Source organism: Bacteroides pyogenes DSM 20611 = JCM 6294 (genome assembly GCF_000428105.1).
GTDB lineage: Bacteria > Bacteroidota > Bacteroidia > Bacteroidales > Bacteroidaceae > Bacteroides > Bacteroides pyogenes.
In genome coordinates, this window is the sequence record NZ_ATZH01000022.1 from 53758 (window position 1) to 74853 (window position 21096).

The following is a 21096-nucleotide window of genomic DNA, read 5'->3' on the forward strand; positions in this document are numbered from 1 at the left end:
ATTTTAAAGTTATACATATATGATAATAACAAACTGCCTTTATCAATCGGGCAGGACGCAGAAGAGATTGCGAAAAGCGTGCCAAAACGATAAAGAAGGAATTTGTCAGGAGCAGACTGACAAAATGACGCAAAGCAGACAACCGAGCATGCAAACGCCGTGTTTCATGCAAAGCCGGCAAACTCCCATTACAAAGATTTCCGCACCTCATCTCAGGGACATCCGCACCGGATTCGAAACACAAAGGCCCGTAGACGAGGGTGGTTGGAAGTCTGTTTTCAAAACCCGCCGTGTTTGCTTTCAAAGCCCGCCGCCTTTCATTTCAAAGCCCGCCGCCTTTTTTTCAAAGCCCGCCGTGTTTTTTTCAAAGCCCGCGGGCTTTTTTGGCAGAGTCCGCCGTGTTTTTCTTCGGCAAACAAATCCGTTGTGTTTCAACGCAATGTGCTGTGCCTTGTCGAAAGGGCACACGAACTTAACCTCCGTCTTGTCTGCCTCTACCGACGCTCTGTACTGTTTGGATCGATAAACCAAAACTTAATAACAAGCGCACTACTCTTTCAGTAAATGAAAACAACTTTGGTTACTCCTCAAAAACATCTCTTTTTTAAACCGATATATACTGTTATTTCCTTTTAATACTGTATATTCGCACCTAAAAACAAACAAATTGTCTCCTTATGAACAAACTGACATTTGCCGGAATATTACTGTGCGCTTACTTTTACAGTTCCTGCTCTTTACTGCCTGACAGGCAAAACGGCTCCGAAAAACAGGAGAAAGAACCGCTTTCCTGGCAAGATACACTTGCCGCAACCGAAGCCGCCCGAATAAAGGAAGTAGAAGCCGGCGAAATAAAAATCGGCAAAGAGTTGCTATACGACCAATATACATTAGACAGCATTTATCCGTACAAAGACACGACCCGCCGCTTTCAGTGGGAGAAAATAAAAGAAAAACTCGCGTTATTGGAAAACATACAGTCGGAACCCCGGCAATGGGCGATACTTCAAAACTACAAGAACCGCAACGGAGAGGCGCCACTGGTGAAAAAGTTTCATAGAAATTCGTACAAACGGATAGCGGATTCGTTCGGCACGGAAAGGTATCAGTCCGTCCCGCTATACGAACTCACGGATACGCTGACGCCCGAACGCTACGCGCAGGACGGAGAGCTGACCCGCTTTCTCGCAAGCGAAGGAAGTTTCATGAAAATGGAACCCATACACACCGGAGACGTCTGGATGGTTCCACAAAAATATGTCAAGCTTATCGGCGACTCCATCGTTTTTGACCGAGCCATTTTCGTCGACCGCCACAACCAGAACATCGCTACGCTGGAACGCATAGGCCGTGCACAGTGGACGATACGGAGTATGAATCCTTCTACTACGGGACGATACCGCCCGCCGTATGCACAAAAGACACCGATAGGCATGTTCGTCTTACAAGAGAAAAAAAGAAAAATGATATATTTAAAAGACGGCTCTCCGGAAGTTGCGGGATATGCTCCTTATGCCAGCCGATTCACGGACGGAGCATACATTCACGGCGTACCCGTTCAGCTTCCCCGAACGGCGGAAATAGAGTATAGCCACTCGTTGGGAACGACTCCCCGTTCGCACATGTGCGTGCGGAATGCCACTTCACACGCTAAATTTATTTTCGAGTGGGCGCCTGTAAATGAGACGATTATTTTTGTTTTGGAATAAAAAGCGTTATCTTTGCCGCATTATTTTTCAGAAAAAAGAATTCATGCGAAAAGTTTCTCTCATATTGTTGATATTTCTTCTCATTCCATCAGGAAACATTTCCACCCGTGCGATGAGACCCGCTCCGGTATTGTCCGGCACAGGTTCCGAACTGGCGGCGGGCGAACAACTTTTCGAGGAGATGCAATTGGGAGGCGTGGTAAATTTCGTGGCTTTCCGCCAAGCAGTGGCGGGATATCTGCGAATCAAAGAAAAAAGCAAACCGGTTCTGACGCTTATCGATTTCACCAAAGCCTCTACCGAGAAACGTCTCTTCGTTTTCGACATGGAAAAGAAAAAGTTAGTATTCAGTTCTGTTGTGGCCCATGGCAGAAACAGCGGAGAAAACTACGCTACTTCTTTTTCCAATAAATACGGTTCATACAAAAGTTCGCTCGGATTCTATCTCACCGGACATACGTATCAAGGGAAAAACGGTTATTCGTTGATATTGAACGGATTGGAGAAGGGCATCAACGACAAAGCCCGTGAGAGGGCAATCGTGGTACATGGAGCAGCTTATGCCAACCCTTCCGTGGCGGCTTCTGCGGGTCGATTGGGAAGAAGCTTCGGATGTCCTGCCCTGCCGCAAGCCATCACAAAGCCCATCATCAATACGATCAAAGGAGGAAGCGTCATGTTCATTTATGCCAACAATCAGGATTATATGGCACAAAGCAGTATCCTGAAAGGGTTGCAGCAGACAGGATTGCTGACACGGAATCAATTCCCCCATCCACAGCAATAGAATCTTGCCTTTATAATATCCGCTCCCGCCTTTTAAGGATTGAAACAAGTGCCTGATCATATCTTAAAACCGACTGTCTATCGCGCTTTTCTCCGATTTTTCCTGTGCCAGATGACAAAGCCCGTTATTGGCAGAGAGGCCCCTATCAGGCTGGCAAGCAACATGATTGATTTACCGAACAACCCCAATATGCTTCCGCCGTGCAGTGCGAGATTCATCCTCCTGAGCTTATGAACGGCAGAGGCGTCTTCATACTTGCCGGTAAAAGGACCGGAGCCTTTGCACGGCTTCAACGTATGACGGTCGAAAAACAAATAATCTGTCCTGGAGCGGGAACCGCGCCGATGCCCCACACTTACCCTGAACACGCCGTCTTTCTTCGAGGGCAGCGAAAAGGAAAGTTTTTTAGCTTCGGGCGATTCCGCTTTCAACCGGTAGAAAAGGCTGTCTAAAGGTTCTACTACCCGTGAAGAAGTTTGTAAGGTATCCGAAACAGGAATCATATTCGGCTGCAAGCTTTCGCCACCGGAGAGACTATTGCATAAAAGGATTTGTTAAACCATCCCAGACTAAAAATCAATCCGGTGAAACAAATTACAAATAAAGGCAGAAAAGCATAAAAGCCTAAAATGCGGTGCAAATCGAAGTTCAAACGGGGGAAAGTAAAAAGACGCTTCATCGTCAAGCGTTGCATAAGCGCTCTCCGGGTCCATTGCGGCGGGCACCACAATGTCAGTCCGGCAATGAGTGCGATAAAAAAGGCAAGCACGCTGTATCCCACGATAACGCTGCCTGTTATTAATATACGGCTTCCTTATTACAAAAATAAAACCGCAAATTTAAGCATACGTTCAGAATCAGTCAATAACCGGATGTAGGTATTTAAACGAAGAAAAACTTTATAAAGGAAGAAATTATAATCATTTTTAATGATTATTCGTTTATCAGCAAACTAGTTAGTATCTTTGCGCCGAAAAAACCTCTTAATTTAGATATGGCATTTACGAATAATATTATGATTGTCCGGCACAAATTGCTGGCCGACCTTGTCAGACTCTGGAAAGACGAACAACTGATAGAGAAAATAGACCGCCTGCCATTGGAACTGACTCCTAAAAAGTCCAAACACATGGGACGTTGCTGCGTGCACAAAGAACGCGCTGTATGGAAATACAAATCGTTTCCGCTGATGGGATTCGACATGAGCGACGAACATGACGAGTTGACCCCATTGTCCGAATATGCCCGTCAGGCATTGAAACGGGAAGAGATTACCAAAGAGAACATACTGTGTGTAATCGATGAAGCCTGCTCTTCCTGCATACAAATTAATTATGAGATAACCAACCTCTGTCGTGGATGCGTAGCTCGGAGTTGCTATATGAATTGTCCGAAAGGAGCCGTCCACTTCAAAAAGAACGGTCAGGCGACGATTGATCACGACGCATGTATCAGTTGCGGAATCTGTCACAAAAGCTGCCCTTACCACGCCATCGTATATATCCCTGTACCTTGCGAGGAAGCATGTCCGGTGAAAGCTATCAGCAAAGATGAAGAGGGTGTCGAACACATCGACGAAAGTAAATGTATCTATTGCGGGAAGTGTATCAACGCTTGTCCGTTCGGAGCAATCTTCGAAATTTCGCAGACTTTTGACGTGCTTCAGGGCATTCGCAAAGGAGAAAAGATGGTGGCGATTATCGCGCCTTCCATTTTGGGACAGTTCAATACATCCATCGAACAAGTATACGGCGCATTCAAACAAATAGGATTTGCCGACGTAATAGAGGTTGCCGAAGGAGCGATGATGACCATCAGCAACGAAGCGCACGAACTGGTAGAGAAATTAGAGGAAGGACAAGCCTTTATGACGACTTCCTGCTGTCCGTCTTACATCGAGTTGGTAGAGAAGCACGTTTCAGGCATTCGTCCTTATGTGTCTTCTACGGGATCGCCGATGTACTATGCCGCACGCATCGCGAAAGAGAAGCACCCCGACGCAAAAATAGTGTTCGTGGGACCGTGCGTGGCTAAACGCAAAGAGGTTCGTCGCGACGAAGCGGTCGACTTTATTCTTACATTCGAAGAAATAGGTTCTATATTCGACGGATTGGGTATCGAACTTAAAGAAGCTCAACCTTTCTCCGTCTTGCATACTTCCGTACGCGAAGCGCACGGTTTTGCGCAAGCCGGAGGAGTAATGGGGGCGGTAAAGGCTTATTTAAAAGACGAAGCCGATAAAATCAACGCCATACAGGTATCGGATATGAGCAAGAAGAACATTGCGTTATTGCGAGCCGCCGCTAAGACAGGAAAAGCTTCCGCGCAATTTATAGAAGTCATGGCTTGCGAAGGCGGTTGTATAACAGGCCCCTGCACACACAACGACATCGTTTCGGGACGCCGCCAGCTGCTGCAAGATCTCGCGAAGCGAAAAGATACGTATGAAACAATGGGTAGATAAATTAAAAAAGGAAAGAACACTCAACCGGGAAGAGTTCCGACAACTCTTGACTCACTGCGACACTGAAACCCTGCGCTATATCAACGAGCAAGCGCGGGAAGTAAGTTTACGGCAATTCGGAAATAAGATTTATATCCGCGGGCTGATCGAAGTAAGCAACTGCTGCCGGAACAACTGTTACTATTGCGGCATCCGGAAAGGCAATCCGAAAGTGGAGCGTTACCGGTTAAGTACCCGACAAATACTGGATTGTTGCCGGCAAGGATATGCGACAGGATTCCGCACCTTTGTATTGCAAGGAGGAGAAGACCCCGCCCTGACGGATGAACGGATAGAAAAAACAGTTGCCGCCATACGGGAAAGCTATCCCGACTGCGCCATTACATTGTCATTAGGTGAAAGGTCTCGCGAAGCCTACGAACGTTTCTTTCGGGCAGGAGCGAATCGATACCTGCTGCGACATGAAACATACGATGAAACGCATTACGGTCAACTGCACCCGGCAGAGATGTCACTTGCCCGGCGACTGAGATGTTTGCATGATTTGAAAGAAATAGGATTTCAAACGGGTACGGGTATCATGGTGGGCAGTCCCGGACAAACCACAGAGCATCTGCTTCAGGATATAGATTTCATCGAAAAATTGCGTCCGGAGATGATCGGAATAGGCCCTTTCCTTTCGCATCATGACACGCCCTTTGCCGAATGTGCCAACGGAACGATGGAACAAACCTTGCTATTGTTATCCATTTTCCGCCTGATGCATCCGCCGGCTTTAATACCCTCCACTACAGCCTTAGCCACACTGGCCGCCAATGGAAGGGAACAGGGCATATTGGCGGGAGCTAATGTCTTGATGCCCAATCTTTCTCCGCCGGAAGAACGAAAAAAATATGAACTCTACAACGACAAAGCCTCATTGGGGGCGGAATCAGCCGAAGGGTTGGCAATGCTGCGAAAGCAACTGCAATCTATCGGCTACGAAATATCGACCGAAAGAGGAGATTTTATAACAGAAAAACAGCTAAACACTTAACCATTAATCATTGAACTGACAACAGATATGGCTTACCAAGCAGATTCATTAAAAGCCGAAGAATTCATAAAGCATGAAGAGATTCTGGATACGCTGAGATATGCGGAAGCAAACAAAAACAATCGTGCGCTGATAGAGCAGCTTATCGAAAAGGCTGCCCTCTGCAAAGGACTCTCGCACCGGGAAGCGGCTGTGTTATTGGAATGCGAACAACCGGACTTAATAGAACGCATTTTCCATCTTGCCAAGGAAATCAAACAGAAGTTCTATGGCAACCGGATTGTCATGTTCGCACCGCTTTACCTATCAAACTATTGTGTAAACGGTTGCGTATATTGTCCTTATCATGCCAAAAACAAAACAATTGCCCGCAAGAAACTGACACAGGAAGAAATACGCCGCGAAGTCATCGCGCTGCAAGACATGGGACACAAACGTCTGGCGCTCGAAGCCGGTGAACATCCGCTTCAAAATCCCATCGAGTATATACTGGAATCTATCCGTACGATATACAGCATCAAACACAAGAACGGGGCCATCCGGCGGGTGAACGTGAATATCGCCGCCACTACAGTGGAAAACTACCGAAAGCTCAAAGAGGCAGGCATAGGCACTTACATCTTATTCCAAGAGACTTACCACAAACAGAATTACGAGGCTCTGCATCCTACAGGACCTAAGAGCAATTACGCATACCACACCGAAGCGATGGACCGGGCGATGGAGGCCGGAATCGACGACGTGGGAATCGGAGTGTTGTTCGGACTGAACACATACCGGTACGACTTTATCGGATTGCTCATGCATGCAGAACATTTGGAGGCGAGATTCGGCGTCGGCCCGCATACCATCAGCTTGCCCCGTATCTGTTCGGCAGACGACATTAATGCCGGAGATTTTCCCAACGCTGTTTCCGATGAAATATTCAGTAAAATTGTGGCGGTGATTCGCATCTCTGTCCCCTATACAGGAATGATTATTTCTACCAGAGAATCGCAAGCGTCGCGTGACAAAGTGCTGGAATTAGGCGTATCGCAAATCAGCGGAGGCTCGCGTACAAGTGTCGGCGGGTACGCCGAAAAAGAACTTCCGGAAGAAAACTCTGCACAATTTGATGTAAGCGATACCCGAACGCTCGATGAAATAGTAAGCTGGCTGCTCGACTTGGGGTATATCCCCAGCTTTTGCACGGCATGCTACCGGGAAGGACGAACGGGCGACCGCTTCATGTCGCTGGTCAAATCGGGGCAGATAGCCAACTGCTGCGGACCGAACGCGCTGATGACGCTGAAAGAGTATCTGGAAGATTACGCTTCGGAAGACACCCGCAAAAAAGGTCTGGCACTGATTCGCAAAGAAACAGACCGGATTCCGAACCCCAAAATCAGAGAGATAGCTATCCGGAACCTGAAAGAGATAGCCGCAGGCAAAAGAGATTTCAGATTTTAATTCGTACAACTCAATCAGACAACGGTTTATGAACTTAACGCATACTCCCCATGCCAATCGGCTACATATCACGCTTTTCGGCAAAAGAAACAGCGGTAAGTCATCTCTTATCAACGCACTGACCGGACAGGAAACTGCTCTTGTTTCGGACCTGCCCGGCACTACCACAGACCCGGTGAGCAAAGCAATGGAAGTGCCGGGAATAGGGCCTTGCCTATTCGTCGACACTCCGGGATTTGACGATGAGGGCGAACTGGGCGATCTGCGCATCGAACGGACACGGCAGGCTGTAGAGAAGACCGATATAGCGTTGCTTCTTTGCGGTGGAGACGCTTCGAATGCGAACCCCGATCTCAACGAAGAGCTTCTTTGGTTTCGGGAATTGAAAAGCAGGAATATTCCCATCATTCTTCTGATCAACAAAACGGATATACGCAAAGATACAAAAAATCTTGCCGAACGTATAGAAGCCTTGTGCGGCAGCTCTCCCATTTTAGTCAGCGCCAAAGAAAGAATAGGAATCGAGGCCATTCGTCAGAGTATACTCGAAAAACTGTCCGAAGACTTCGACCGACAGAGCATTACCGGACGATTGGTCGATGATGGAGACTTGGTGCTGCTGGTGATGCCTCAGGATATACAAGCGCCGAAAGGGCGGCTGATTTTACCGCAAGTACAGACTATACGCGAACTTCTGGACAGGAAATGTATCGTGATGAGCTGTACTACGGACAAATTGTCGGAGACATTATCAGTTCTCTCCTCTCCTCCCAAACTGATTATCACAGATTCACAGGTTTTCAAAACAGTCTATGAGCAGAAACCTGCCGCCAGCCGGCTCACTTCTTTTTCCGTACTTTTCGCGGGCTATAAAGGAGACATCGAATACTTCGTAGAAAGTGCGGCAGCAATCGATTCTCTGACCGAAGCGTCGCACGTGCTCATAGCCGAGGCTTGCACGCATGCGCCCGCAACCGAAGACATAGGAAGAGTAAAACTTCCGCGTATGTTACGAAAAAAAGTCGGTGAAAAACTCGCCATCGACATCGTTTCGGGTAGAGACTTCCCTCAAGATCTCTCTTCTTACGACCTGATCATTCACTGTGGCGCCTGCATGTTCAACCGGAAATACGTAATGAGCCGAATCGACCGTGCCAAAGAACAAAAGGTGCCGATGACGAATTACGGAGTAGCCATCGCACTTCTCAGCGGAATCCTCGACCGGATAGAATACTGAAGAATCCATAAACCCTTCCGGAAGCCATTCGAACGATATACATCAAAGACAAAAGCATTCCCGAAACCTCTTTAAACACCGGAATAAAGAAACCGGAATAAAAATAAAGAACGGATTGGAGAATAGGCAAAGTCGTATATTCAGCCAAAAGCCACCATGGGAAGAATCAACTTTTCAGACTAACCTTTTGACCACAAAAGATTTTGTTTGGTATCAATAACCAATGAAATTCCTTGCAGCAGTTTTTCTATGATTCAGTGTCGATGCCAACATGTGCGGTTTACAGCTGACAAGGTGTTCAGCAAACGGTATCAATTTTCCTGAAGCTTTGCAATCAGTTCTTCCACCGAAACAAGCTGTTGCTCTCCGGACTCCATATTCTTAAGCATCGCCTTTCCTTCGTTCATCTCATTTTCTCCGACTATAGCCACAAAAGGAATCTGCTTTGCGTTGGCATAACCCATTTGCTTTTTCATTTTGGCGCTGTCGGGGAATATTTCCGCACGAATGCCTGCCGCACGTACTTTAGCAAGCATATTCATAGAGAAGGCCGCCTCTTTTTCACCGAAGTTGACAAACATGATTTCGGTGCCGTTCACCGCTTCTTTCGGATAAAGGTCGAGTTGATTCAACACGTCGAAGATACGGTCGGCTCCAAACGAAATACCTACTCCGGACACGCCTGCCATGCCGAACACTCCGGTCAGGTTGTCGTAACGCCCGCCGCCGGTAATGCTGCCTATTTGTACGTCCAACGCTTTCACTTCAAAGATAGCGCCCGTATAATAATTCAGTCCGCGCGCCAACGTCAGGTCCAGCTCTATCTCATTCTTCAGGTTCATGGTTTGAAGCGTACGAAGAATAAACTCGCTCTCCTCTACACCTTTCAGACCAATTTCGCTGGCGGACAAAACTTCTTTCAAAGTAGCCAATTTCTCCGCATTCGTGCCGCTCAGCAAAATAATCGGTTGCAGCTTGGCTATCGCTTCTTCGCCGATGCCTTTTTCCTTCAATTCGGCGTTCACATTGTCGAGACCGATTTTATCGAGCTTGTCGATGGCTACCGTAATATCGACTATCTTATCGGCTTCACCGATAATTTCGGCGATTCCCGACAAAATTTTCCGGTTGTTGATCTTAATGCACACACGGATGCCGAAACGGCTGAACACAGTATCGATGATCTGCATCAATTCCACCTCGTTCACCAACGAATCGCTGCCCACCACATCGGCATCGCACTGATAAAACTCCCGGTAACGTCCCTTTTGCGGACGATCGGCACGCCAAACGGGCTGAATCTGATAGCGTTTGAAAGGAAACGCGATATCTTCCCTGTGCATCACCACATAGCGGGCAAAGGGAACGGTCAAGTCATAACGCAAACCTTTTTCGCAAAATTTGCTTGCCAGCTTAGCGGCATTGCGGCTCAAAAGTTCTTCATCGGTAATCCCCGAAAAATAATCTCCGGAGTTCTGAATCTTAAAAAGAAGCTTATCGCCTTCATCTCCGTATTTTCCCATCAGGGTAGAAAGCATCTCCATCGACGGAGTTTCTATCTGCTGAAAACCATACAGATGATATACATCACGAATCGTATCGAATATATAATTACGCTTCGCCATTTCTACCGGCGAGAAATCACGCGTGCCTTTTGGAATACTTGGTTTTGCTGCCATGTCTTTTCTATTAAATCGCATTTTAATGCGCAAAGTTACGGCAAATTATCGAATATGCCTAAACTGAGTCTTACATATTTCTCAGTCTCTTCTTCCCATGAAAATTAAAATATAGTAAACCAAGGTAGCCAATGATCCCAAAGCGGCAACCACATACGTATAAGCGGCGGAGCGGAGCGCATCTTCAGCCTGCGAATGATTGAACGAATTGGTAATGCCGGAAGAGTTCAGCCACACCAACGCGCGCTTACTTGCATTTATTTCTACCGGCAGTGTAATGAAACTGAACAACGTGGTCGTTGCAAACAAAACGATACCTGCCAATAGCAGTTGCGGAAATGTATTCACCAGCATAATACCTGCCAACAATACCCAAGCCATGATGGACGAAGCGAAGTTCACCACCGGCACCAAAGCGCTGCGCATCTTCAACGGCGCATACATGCGCGCGTGCTGAACAGCGTGTCCGCACTCGTGCGCAGCCACGGCGGCAGCCATGACGCTATTGCTCTCGTACACCCCCTCACTCAAATTCACCGTTTTGTTCACCGGATTGTAATGGTCGGTCAACTGACCGCGTACATGCGTCACCTGCACATCGTATATACCATTATCGTGAAGCATTTTCAAAGCCACATCTCGTCCGGTCATCCCATTGCCCGTAGCTATCTTCGAATATTTCTTGAATTTACGTTGGAGATTCATCTGAACCAGCCAACTCACTAAAGCCACACCGATAAATATAATCCATTGGATTCCTATAACTCCATTTCCCATAATTTCTATTATTAATTTATTAAACTACATTCTACCCATTATGTACAAATCACTTGCCAAAAATAAGAGGAAAGAACGAATGCCGAAAAGTCTCTTCGGCATTTTAGGAAGAATTAGCTTAAAAATCATTCTATTACCAACTCAACCACACAGTCGATATCTTGAGGTATTTCCGAGAACTCAAGCAAAACTCCGTTTTTGCTCTTTGAGAAACGCACGGGCGAACCGTCTTTAAACAAAATCGCCTTTTTCACCTTTCGCTCTGTCAAAGGCAAAAACAACGCTTTATCTTGTAGAGAAAGGATGTGCACATAAAGTTTATTGCCCTTTTGCGTTGTCACTCCCCAATCGTGCGGAGCTACCATACCGCCTCTCGTTCCGTAAATCGTCTCACCGTATTGCTTCATCCACTCTCCTACCTCTTTCAATCGCTGCACCGCTACGGCCGGCAGTTCGCCATCGGGTTGGGGACCGACATTCATCAACAGATTGGCATTTTTTCCGGCAGCTTTCACCAAGTAATGAATCAGTGTCTTGACAGATTTATAATTCTGGTCGGTCATCTTATATCCCCACATCCCGTTCATGGTTTCGCAAGTTTCCAACGGCAGCCGGCTGATGCTCTGTCCCGAAAGGCCCGCTTTGTTTTCACCGGGCAGGTCGCGCTCGAATATCTGAATGTCCTCTCCGTCGAAAGGTGTCTGATGATGGTTGTTCCCTATCAAACAAGCCGGTTGAAGCCTATGAATCAATTCATACTGTCGGGGAAGTTCCCAATCGAATCCGGGATTCTGATCCTGATCCCACCATCCGTCGAACCAAACAGCGCCTATGGGCCCGTAGTTGGTCAGCAGTTCCGTCAGCTGATTATTCATGAACTGATAATAAGTCGGCCAGTCTCCTTTCGGATTCGAGCGTCCCGTACCACGTCCGGTACGCCCCCACGGATAATCTTCCCGTGCCCAGTCGAGATGAGAGTAATAGAGATGGAGTTTGATACCGTGTTTGGCGCAAGCATCCGCCAGTTCTTTCACAATATCCCGTTTGAAAGGAGTGGCTTTCACCACATTGTAGTCCGAATAGCGGGTATCGAACATGGAAAATCCTTCGTGATGGCGTGTAGTAAAGCAGATATACTTTGCTCCGGAAGCCTTGATAGCTTCTACCCACCGCTCCGCATTAAACTTAGAAGGATAAAAGCCGCCTGCCAGTTTGGCATATTCCTGATAATTCAAGTCTTTGTTTGTCATTGTCCATTCACCTGTGGCGAGCATGGCATACAGCCCCCAATGAAGAAAAATGCCGAACTTATTATCCTGAAACTCTTCACGGGCTTTGATATTTTCCGCAGAAGGACGATAAGAATTCTGAGCCGAAGTACTCAAGCCCATTCCGAATAACAAAAGAAAAGTAATAACGTGTTTCATAATAGTAGCAAAGAAGACCTCACCTGCTCTTTTATAAAAGGAGAGCGAAATGAGGTCTGTTTTTAGATTTTAGTATTTTAAATAACAATTATTCCGTATAACGCTCAATAGTCTGCTCTCTGTCCGGCCCTACAGACACAATCTTGATTTCTACACCAAGCTGTTCTTCCAGGAATGTCAGGTACGCATTGAATTCTTCGGGGAACTCATCTTCGCTCTTCATTTTAGTCATATCCGTCATCCAGCCGGGAAGTTCGGCATATACAGGCTCCAAATTTTCTTCGATATCATAAGGGAAATAATCGATCTCCTCACCATTCAATCGGTAGGCTACACAAGCCTTGATCGTCTGGAAAGTATCGAGCACATCGCTCTTCATCATAATGAGTTTGGTCACACCGTTAACCATTACGGAATACTTCAGGGCAACCAAATCGATCCATCCGCAACGGCGCTTACGTCCTGTCACCGAACCGAACTCATGTCCGAGCGTACACATCTTGTCGCCGGTTTCGTCAAACAGCTCCGTCGGGAACGGTCCGGCTCCCACACGCGTACAATACGCTTTGAAAATACCGTAAACCTCACCGATACGGTTCGGAGCCACTCCAAGCCCCGTGCATGCACCGGCACAAACTGTATTGGAAGAGGTCACAAACGGGTAAGAACCGAAATCGATATCGAGCATCGTGCCTTGGGCACCCTCGCAAAGTACACTCTTTTCTTCCCTCAGGAAATTGTTGATTTCATGCTCACTGTCCACCAAAGAGAATTGTTTCAAATATTCTACACCTTCCATCCAGGCCTTTTCCTGCTCGGTAAGGTCGTATTCATAGTTCAGGCTTTTCAGAATTTGCTCGTGACGCGCTTTCGCAACTGCGTATTTCCGTTCGAATCCATGCAGTATATCTCCTACACGGATACCGTTTCTACTGACTTTATCGGTATAAGTAGGACCGATTCCTTTTCCGGTGGTTCCCACTTTAGCGTCCCCTTTGGCAGCCTCATAAGCGGCATCGAGCAAGCGATGCGTAGGAAGAATGAGATGCGCTTTCTTCGAGATGTGCAAACGTTCTTTCAAAGAGTGTCCCGACGCTTCGAGCGCCTCGGCTTCGGCTTTGAACAATGCCGGATCGAGCACCACGCCGTTTCCGATGATATTTAGCTTATCCCCTTGAAATATTCCGGAAGGAATAGAACGAAGCACGTATTTCTGCCCTTCGAACTCAAGCGTATGGCCGGCATTCGGTCCGCCTTGAAAACGGGCGATTACATCGTATCCGGGTGTTAACACATCGACTACTTTTCCTTTCCCTTCATCGCCCCACTGTAATCCTAATAGAACATCTACTTTCATTTTTCTTTCTTATTGTTATTATTTACTCTCTTTCTTTTATTCGCCCTGTCGCATTTGCTGCACAACCCGTACACATACAATGTATAATGCGAAAGCTGGAAGCGGTTTAGCTTCGTATTCTCAATGGCGCGTTTCAACTCGGTATCCTGAAATTCGGTAACCTTTCCACACTGAGTACATATCTGATGATGGTGCGTTTCGCGATTGTATGATTTCTCGTATTGGGAGGAAGTTCCGAACTGGTGTTTGATGACCAGACGTGCATTGATAAGCAGAATAATGGTATTGTAAAGCGTTGCGCGGCTTACCCGGAAGTTTTCTTGCTCCATCATTCTGAGATAGAGCATATCAATATCAAAATGTCCGTCGATGGAATAAATAGTATCAAGTATAGCATATCGTTCGGGGGTCTTGCGATGCCCGTTCGCTGTAAGATATTCAGTGAATATCTGCCTGACCGTATCTTTCACATTTCGAGTTTCCATCAGCAGCACAAAATTAGCGCCAACAAAGTTAAGCGTTTTTTGCGGAAAGCAAAAGGTTTTTGAATATTTATCAAAATGAAAAGCCGATATGCTTGCACCTGTCGCATGCATATCGGCCGGACATCAACCGCCTACCTCTTGACGCACCATATTATACAGCATCTGTTCGGCTTCTATGGAAGAATCGGCCATTCTTTCCACCAGACGACATACCTGAAAAGCGTGTTCGTCACTGTGTTGCATATACTTCCTGACAGACAGCATGGCAGCGTTCCGTACGGCACGACTCTCCGAATGCACGGCACAGACAGCCTGATCGAGAAGTTCGCCGGAAGCCCGTTCGGTCATATCACCTTTTTTTGCCAGAAGTCGGGCAATAGTCAAAAAACCGCAAACCTGCACATACTCCCTCTCATCGGCTATCCAATGGAAAGATTTGGCCGGAGCGTAAGGCAAATGCTGGAAAAGATTCATACAGGTCAGTTCCGCAATTTCTGTATTCCGGATAGATTCCACCCAAATATCGGCAATCTCCGGATAAAAAGTATCAATGGGTTGCAACATTCCCGCCAGAATTTTGCATTCGCGTATATCTTCTTTCCATAAGGCTTGCGCCAAATCATGACTTTTCTCGTATCCGGCGGCGATAGCTTTTATACGCGGAAGTTCCACTCCAAAATTCAGTTTATACGTCAATCCTTTCTCTCGCATGCTTTGAGACACAGCTCCGTTCATAGATAAACGGAGCTGTGTCTTGATTTCTTTCAATTGTTCTTTTATATCCATATTTAAATATAAGCATTAATTTACAGAGGGCAACGGAGAATAGTCGCGGCTATAACGCAACATTTGTTCGGCATATCCCTCGTCGTAAGAGACGGTCACATCGGTAACGTTTCCATCCTTGTCTGTGACCAATTCATATTTAGGATTTACAAACCCTTTGTAAGGAGCCAGATTTAATCGTTTGTAACGCTCCAACACCTCGGCATGCAATACGGGGTCTACTTTCACCGCGTACTTCTCCACCAACGAACGTGCCGCATTAAAATCACCCGTCGACTTGATTCGCTGGATTTCCGCCAGAAGTTCACCGAACAAAGTACGGACTTTCTGATAATCGTTTACCACCACGTACGTTTTCCCGTTCTTTTCGATCATTTCCACAGCTTTGTCCGTCGAAGCCTTTTCAAACACCCAACGGGCAATCAATTGCCGGTTACGCATGTGAGCCTCTTCCACCTCGTTTCCCGGCAGGATACGTACCAGCTGAGTCATCAAACCGTTCATAAGAAATGTATAGTATTCGGCTTTATAGGCATCCGCATCAGGAACAAGTTTCAGTTCCACCAGCTTCGGATCGGCGACGTAATATAGTCCGAACAAGTCGGCACGCGCCTCTTCGATGGTAGAACCATAAGCTTTCAGCGCATCCGGATCGACTCCCGGAAGCAACTTTCCGGAACCGTGCCCCAAGCATTCATGCAAATCGGTATGAAGTTCTCCGGTCAAATCTCCGTATTTATCGATCAGCTGTTTCTCTTCATCGCTATACACGAACTCTTCGTTAAACCCGTTGCCATGAGCGGCTTTGTTGTAAGCATCCGTAATATTTCCTATCGTAACCGATTTCGACCCGTGATGAGCCCTAATCCAGTTGGCATTGGGAAGATTTATACCGATGGCCGTGGCAGGATACAAATCGCCGGCAAGTATAGCCGCGGTAATTACTTTAGCCGAAACACCCTTCACCTCCTCTTTCTTGAAGGAATCGTCTACCGGAGAATTTCTTTCGAACCATTGCGCGTTACTGCTGATAATCTCTGTCCGGCGGGTAGCTTCGAGGTCTTTAAAGTTGACCAGAGACTCCCAACTGGCTTTCATTCCCAACGGATCGCCATAGGTTTCAGTGAAGCCGTTCACAAAATCAATGCGGGAATCCAAATCTTTGACCCAAAGGATAGCGTACTCGTCGAAATCTTTCAAGCTGCCGGTTTCATAAAAACGAATCAATTTCCCGATTACAGCTTTTTGCGTATCATTCTCCGCCACGTTTTCCGCCTTTTTCAACCAATGAACGATCTTTTCAATGGCCTCTGTATATAGTCCGCCCACTTTCCATGTCTTCTCTTTTATCTTACCCTCTTCTTTCACCAGGCGGCTGTTCAATCCGTAAGAAACAGGAGTCTCATCTTTAGGATCTTTCATTGAGTTATAAAACATTTCCGCCTCCTCCTGAGTCACTCCATCGTAATAATTGCAAGCGGAAGTCAGCACCAAGTCTTCTCCATCGGCCTGATTCACCCGCTTGGGCATGACAGAAGCATCGAAAATCACGGGGAAAAGCTCATCGCATAATTGCGAAGCTGTTTGCCCTTCCGCCAATGGAAGCTGCTTCGAATCAACATCCAGCACAGCCTTTCGTAAGAATTCCTGCGAAAAGTCCGGCACAAATTTCTCTGAACCGTAATGGTGATGGATGCCATTTGAAAACCAGACTCTTTTCAGGTAAACTTCCATATTCTTGAAATCGGAGGTTGTTTTATCCCCCTCATAATTCCGGTATACGGCTTCAAGCATCCGCCGTATCCTCAGGTTATATTTTCCATTTTGGTCGAATAGGATATCCCTCCCCTCAAGCGCGGCCTGCGTTAAATAGTACACCAATTCTTTCTGCTTCAGCGCCAGTTCCTCAAAACCGGGAACTTTATACCTTAATATTTGTAAATCTGCAAATTGTTCCACTATATATTCATTTTTTCCGTTTTCGGATATTTCTTTTTTACCGCCTCCGCAAGACACGAACAACATAGCGGCGGCAGCCATCTCTATAATGTATTTTTTCATGACCGATCAGTTTTTAAGATTAAAAAATGAAAAAGGAATTATCTCCGTTTATGCTTAGAGGCAATTCCTTTTTATTCTGTCACAGGCAATGCGACTACTTCTTTTTTTCAGCATGTCTTTTGCGATATCCGTTGGGAGTTTCGCCTACATTCTTATAAAATGCCGCATAAAAAGACTGGCGGTTCGCAAAACCTACCATTGCACTGATCTCTTCCACATTTTTGTCGGCATAACGCTTATCTGTCAATAAATGCAAAGCATCTTTCACTCTATATTCATTTAACAAACAAGAATAATTCATTCCGAACCGAGAATTCACGACCGCAGAAAGATAACGAGTATTTGTTTTAAGCTCTTTAGCTAAATCTTTAGCCGAGAAGTCAGGGTCCTTATACTTCTTCTGAACAACAACGATATTCAGAATTTTATCATACAATTCATCTGCCAACTCCGGTCTGATCAAAGATCTGTACGCAGCCTTTTTCTCCTTCTTTTCCCTCAAATTGTAAGGGCGTTTTTTAGGAGCTTCTTCCATTTTTTTGTTTTCTAAATCATCCATTGAATTAACTGTTAGGGGTTGTTCACTTATTATTGTTTTTCTGTTGGTTTAGCCCATCATTCTAAGTCTTACAAATGTCTCGTTTTTTTTCAAAACAAACAATTATTTTGTAGAACTTTTTTCTTATTAAACAATCGCAGCCATCGAATTAGATTGAAGAAATAAAAATAATAAGATTTTTTAACTTTTAATTCCGGTAAAAGACGACTTTCTATCCACTTTTTGTGAAAAAAGACGGATAATCGGATGAATTACAAACAAGTAGGGAAACAGAATCCGACAGTGTTCCCCGGTCAGAAAAGATTATAATAAAATAATCACATCCCATAAGAAAATTGGTAATAAGAACAAAGCCGCCGACAACACGAAACAACGTTTCCGGAACTCAATAAATATCATAAAAAAACAAAAGACAAGGCTCAAATGTTATAATACAAAATTGCTGAACAATAATCGAAACCAAAACATTTCATTATGCATGCAATACTCGACATACCGCCCAAAGAAGTTTCTGACAATTTAGAACTCTTGCGTAAAGATTTAGACCTGAAAATTCCGGAAAAGAAGCTGGACCGTAACTTACTCATAGCGAGTTGGAACATCCGGGCATTCGGAGACTTGACACGAAAATGGGAAAGTGAAGAAAAGGATAATCCTAAAAGAGACCTGCATTCGGTATGTTGTATTGCGGAAATCATACGACGCTTCGACGTGATAGCAGTTCAAGAAGTGAAAGCCAACATTCGCGCATTAAGAGACACACTCAAGCTATTGGGCGAACATTGGTCTTTGATTCTGACCGACGTCAACAAAGGAGACTCCGGAAACGGCGAACGGATGGCCTACTTATTCGACACAAGACGGGTAAAATTATCCGGATTGGCAGGCGAGCTGGTGGTTCCGAACGAATGGACCAAGGTTGTTTCAGAGAAAGCACTCGACGAGCAATTTGTACGCACACCTTACGCAGTCAGTTTCAAGTCTAATCATCAAACTTTTATCTTAATAACTCTCCATATCCTTTATGGCAAAAAATCATCCGATCGAATCAAAGAGTTGAAAGGCATTGCCCAATGGTTATCAGACTGGGCGACGGACATAAATGCCTATCACCAGAATTTGATCGTGTTGGGCGATTTCAATATAGACCAACGCGGTGATCTTCTCGACCAGACATTTCTTTCAGAAGGGCTGTATGTGCCGCCGGAGTTACAGAACCCCAAAGTGACTCGTTCCATCTTCAACGAAAGCAAATACTACGATCAGATCGCATGGTTCAACGGCGAGGGCAAACGCCCCAAACTATCCATGGAATTCATCAATGGCGGAAATTACGACTTTATAGGAAAGGCGCTTCAAAACAGAAACCTGTCCAAACGCAGCCTGTCTTATTTATTATCCGACCACTATCCCTTATGGGCCGAATTCAAGCTGTAAGAGAAGCAATCTCCTCCGATCGCAACAAATGTCCTATATTTTCTCAACAAATAAAACATATAAAAAGCGTCATACCAACCTCTTCAAACCGGCTTGCGAGACTTGCCGGAGGCAGTATCCCGAAAAAGCCGGTTTCTGCGAACTTTTGCCCCGATTCAGCGGTACGGACTTCTCCGAAAACGAGATTAAAAAGGTTCTTTCGGCTGGTTATCAAAACATTAAAGAATAGGAAGAGGAACAGAACGCTCCCAAAAAGCATGTTTTTGAAAACGCCAAAATGCCAAAACGCCATTATGACTGTTTTACAAACAATGAAAACGAGTCGGAACGTTATCGGGAAGGAGAAGAACTTCGGAAAACACCCCCTTTCTTTCCGGAAGATTTGTTTAAAAATATTCCCAAACTGCTCAGCGAATGCATTGTGGAAGAAGAGGCATGTACAACCACAAGAAATATTCGCCGGCCTGCTCAATATTCGAAAAACGGGCAACGACGATTTACAGGCTGTGGCGAAGCGCTATGCCTTCACGGTGATGCATGTGCGAGAAAGCCTACCCTTTGAATAATCCTGACAAACACACAGTTCTATCCAACCATCTGACGGCTGTTTTCACCACCGAAGAAGCATACGAAGTCGCTGCAATCACCCAACTGAGCAAACACATTTTCACAAGACTGCTAAAGGGGTTAAATACACTAATAATCAGCAAAATAAAGTATGTGTTCCATGAAAAGTTGCAAAAAAAAGGGGACATAGTGACGTTTTGGCGTTTTGACGTTTTCAAATCCTCAAAAAATCCCCCGGACGCTTCTCCGAATGTCACCCGGGAAACCCTCAATAAATAGTAAACGATTATTACTCTATGAATACATTTAAACGTTTTGTGAAAAGTCCTGCCCCGATTCATTCGGCTCGGAGAAAACGCAGTACAGAGCGTCCGGCACCGCAATCTTCAAGCCACCCCGATTCATTCGACTCGGAGAAAACCCGTTCGAGGCGGAAAGAAGTTGGTAGTGCAACAACATTACCCGAATCAAAACGGTGCAAAAGAACGATTCAGGCGGCGAGCAAAGTTTCACTCCAATCCGGCAGAGTTTCATCACAAAGTCCGCCGTGTTCGATGGCAAAGCCCGCCGCCTTTTTTCCAAAGCCCGCCGTGTTCGATGACAAAGCCCGCCGCCTTTTTTTCAAAGCCCGCCGCCTTTTTTCAATCATTGGCAGTAAAATGCTATTTATAGCTGAAAATGCACTTCCACACACTCCCGATGCGCCAAAATACAAGCAAAAGCGCATGATGTCAGATTCTGAGGTCATCACCATACCGATCTGTTTTCACTCAATTCATTCCGAAACTTTAAGCATTACTACAAACCTTCTCATACAACCGTTTGTCGAGATTATGACAAGATGTTTCACCGTCATGAGCATGTTCCTTAAATTGGCTTGTTTCGGAGAATGCTCAGGCATCGATTTCATTGACAGTACCTACATTCCTGTCATCCACAACAAGAGACAGTGCCCCATGAAAGTGTTCATCGGAAAGCTGTTTAATGACGGAATACATATTGTCAGTAAAATTAACGTGAGTTCGACGAATTGTAAGTGCTTATAAATTTGGTGATTAGCGAAATTTGTTGTAACTTTATAGTACTAAAAAACAAAGGATTACAAACAAAAATCGCTATGATCACCGAAGACAAAGTTATTGAAATATTTTGTATGGCAGACGATTTCTGCAAGTTTTTTGATGCCATGATGGCAAAATATACTATAAGGCTGGTTCACAAGAGAAAGTATCATCGTTCCTCCACTATGTCCAAAGCAGAAGTTATGCTGATAATGATT

General features: G+C 45.6%; 19 protein-coding genes and 2 pseudogenes. 10 read left to right on the top strand and 11 right to left on the bottom strand.

Annotated elements, in window-relative coordinates; all coding sequences use genetic code 11:
- Nucleotides 1–677: 677 nt before the first annotated feature.
- Nucleotides 678–1709 (top strand): L,D-transpeptidase, encoded by a 1032-nt coding sequence (locus C234_RS0106255; RefSeq protein ID WP_027325063.1) that lies wholly within the window; start codon nt 678–680, stop codon nt 1707–1709.
- Between the two features lie 43 nt (nt 1710–1752).
- Complete coding sequence (locus C234_RS0106260; RefSeq protein ID WP_051290185.1) at nt 1753–2496, top strand: murein L,D-transpeptidase catalytic domain family protein; 744 nt, start codon at nt 1753–1755, stop codon at nt 2494–2496.
- 77 nt (nt 2497–2573) lie between these two features.
- Here C234_RS0106260 and C234_RS18005 read toward each other — a convergent pair whose 3' ends face one another.
- Together C234_RS18005 and C234_RS18010 are read right to left on the bottom strand one after the other, a co-directional pair.
- Nucleotides 2574–2999, bottom strand: a complete 426-nt coding sequence (locus C234_RS18005; protein WP_051290181.1) for a PepSY-associated TM helix domain-containing protein — start codon at nt 2997–2999, stop codon at nt 2574–2576.
- Nucleotides 2996–3277, bottom strand: a complete 282-nt coding sequence (locus tag C234_RS18010; RefSeq protein ID WP_052001874.1) for a PepSY domain-containing protein — start codon at nt 3275–3277, stop codon at nt 2996–2998. Before C234_RS18010 ends, C234_RS18005 begins: the two co-directional genes overlap by 4 nt.
- A gap of 213 nt (nt 3278–3490) precedes the next feature.
- Between C234_RS18010 and C234_RS0106270 the strand changes: the two genes are divergently transcribed.
- The 4 genes from C234_RS0106270 to hydF are packed head-to-tail and all read left to right on the top strand — an operon-like array spanning nt 3491 to nt 8682.
- Nucleotides 3491–4960 (top strand): monomeric [FeFe] hydrogenase, encoded by a 1470-nt coding sequence (locus tag C234_RS0106270; RefSeq protein WP_027325065.1) that lies wholly within the window; start codon nt 3491–3493, stop codon nt 4958–4960.
- Nucleotides 4941–5996 carry a [FeFe] hydrogenase H-cluster radical SAM maturase HydE gene (gene hydE / locus C234_RS0106275; protein WP_027325066.1) on the top strand — a complete coding sequence of 352 codons (1056 nt, stop codon included), beginning with the start codon at nt 4941–4943 and terminating at the stop codon, nt 5994–5996. The genes C234_RS0106270 and hydE overlap by 20 nt, the downstream gene beginning before the upstream one ends.
- Nucleotides 5997–6023: 27 nt before the next feature.
- Complete coding sequence (gene hydG, locus C234_RS0106280) at nt 6024–7445, top strand: [FeFe] hydrogenase H-cluster radical SAM maturase HydG (protein ID WP_027325067.1); 1422 nt, start codon at nt 6024–6026, stop codon at nt 7443–7445.
- A 28-nt stretch (nt 7446–7473) separates the two neighbouring features.
- Complete coding sequence (gene hydF, locus C234_RS0106285; protein WP_027325068.1) at nt 7474–8682, top strand: [FeFe] hydrogenase H-cluster maturation GTPase HydF; 1209 nt, start codon at nt 7474–7476, stop codon at nt 8680–8682.
- Nucleotides 8683–8993: 311 nt separating this feature from the next.
- On the opposite strand, the gene hisS is transcribed toward hydF, so the two are convergent.
- The 8 genes from hisS to C234_RS0106325 form a co-directional block, all read right to left on the bottom strand.
- Nucleotides 8994–10361, bottom strand: a complete 1368-nt coding sequence (gene hisS, locus C234_RS0106290; protein ID WP_027325069.1) for a histidine--tRNA ligase — start codon at nt 10359–10361, stop codon at nt 8994–8996.
- An 81-nt stretch (nt 10362–10442) separates the two neighbouring features.
- The gene (locus C234_RS0106295) at nt 10443–11138 is read right to left on the bottom strand and encodes a zinc metallopeptidase (protein ID WP_027325070.1); all 696 of its coding nucleotides are present in this window, start codon (nt 11136–11138) and stop codon (nt 10443–10445) included.
- A 125-nt stretch (nt 11139–11263) separates the two neighbouring features.
- Nucleotides 11264–12565, bottom strand: a complete 1302-nt coding sequence (locus C234_RS0106300) for an alpha-L-fucosidase (RefSeq protein WP_034537081.1) — start codon at nt 12563–12565, stop codon at nt 11264–11266.
- A gap of 88 nt (nt 12566–12653) precedes the next feature.
- Complete coding sequence (locus tag C234_RS0106305) at nt 12654–13922, bottom strand: adenylosuccinate synthase (RefSeq protein WP_027325072.1); 1269 nt, start codon at nt 13920–13922, stop codon at nt 12654–12656.
- Entirely contained in the window at nt 13919–14407 is a 489-nt protein-coding gene (locus tag C234_RS0106310; protein ID WP_027325073.1) for a Fur family transcriptional regulator, read from the bottom strand. Before C234_RS0106310 ends, C234_RS0106305 begins: the two co-directional genes overlap by 4 nt.
- A gap of 123 nt (nt 14408–14530) precedes the next feature.
- Nucleotides 14531–15193, bottom strand: a complete 663-nt coding sequence (locus C234_RS0106315) for a DNA alkylation repair protein (RefSeq protein ID WP_027325074.1) — start codon at nt 15191–15193, stop codon at nt 14531–14533.
- 15 nt (nt 15194–15208) lie between these two features.
- Entirely contained in the window at nt 15209–17254 is a 2046-nt protein-coding gene (locus C234_RS0106320) for a dipeptidyl-peptidase 3 family protein (RefSeq protein ID WP_027325075.1), read from the bottom strand.
- A gap of 94 nt (nt 17255–17348) precedes the next feature.
- Entirely contained in the window at nt 17349–17813 is a 465-nt protein-coding gene (locus C234_RS0106325) for a helix-turn-helix domain-containing protein (RefSeq protein ID WP_027325076.1), read from the bottom strand.
- Between the two features lie 474 nt (nt 17814–18287).
- Between C234_RS0106325 and C234_RS0106330 the strand changes: the two genes are divergently transcribed.
- Nucleotides 18288–19250: an endonuclease/exonuclease/phosphatase family protein gene (locus C234_RS0106330; protein WP_027325077.1), complete on the top strand. Its 963-nt coding sequence runs from the start codon at nt 18288–18290 to the stop codon at nt 19248–19250.
- A gap of 263 nt (nt 19251–19513) precedes the next feature.
- Nucleotides 19514–19816, top strand: a complete 303-nt coding sequence (locus C234_RS0106340; protein WP_152532468.1) for a hypothetical protein — start codon at nt 19514–19516, stop codon at nt 19814–19816.
- 491 nt (nt 19817–20307) lie between these two features.
- Here C234_RS0106340 and C234_RS17370 read toward each other — a convergent pair whose 3' ends face one another.
- On the bottom strand, nt 20308–20571 hold the full coding sequence (locus C234_RS17370; RefSeq protein ID WP_148295141.1) for a hypothetical protein: 264 nt from the start codon (nt 20569–20571) through the stop codon (nt 20308–20310).
- Between C234_RS17370 and C234_RS18260 the strand changes: the two are divergent.
- Together C234_RS18260 and C234_RS18015 are read left to right on the top strand one after the other, a co-directional pair.
- Nucleotides 20489–20785: pseudogene (locus C234_RS18260) on the top strand (IS982 family transposase); the annotation flags it as partial. The gene C234_RS17370 and the pseudogene C234_RS18260 sit on opposite strands and share 83 nt — an antisense overlap.
- Nucleotides 20786–20934: 149 nt before the next feature.
- Nucleotides 20935–21096, top strand: a pseudogene (locus tag C234_RS18015) (IS982 family transposase); the annotation flags it as partial.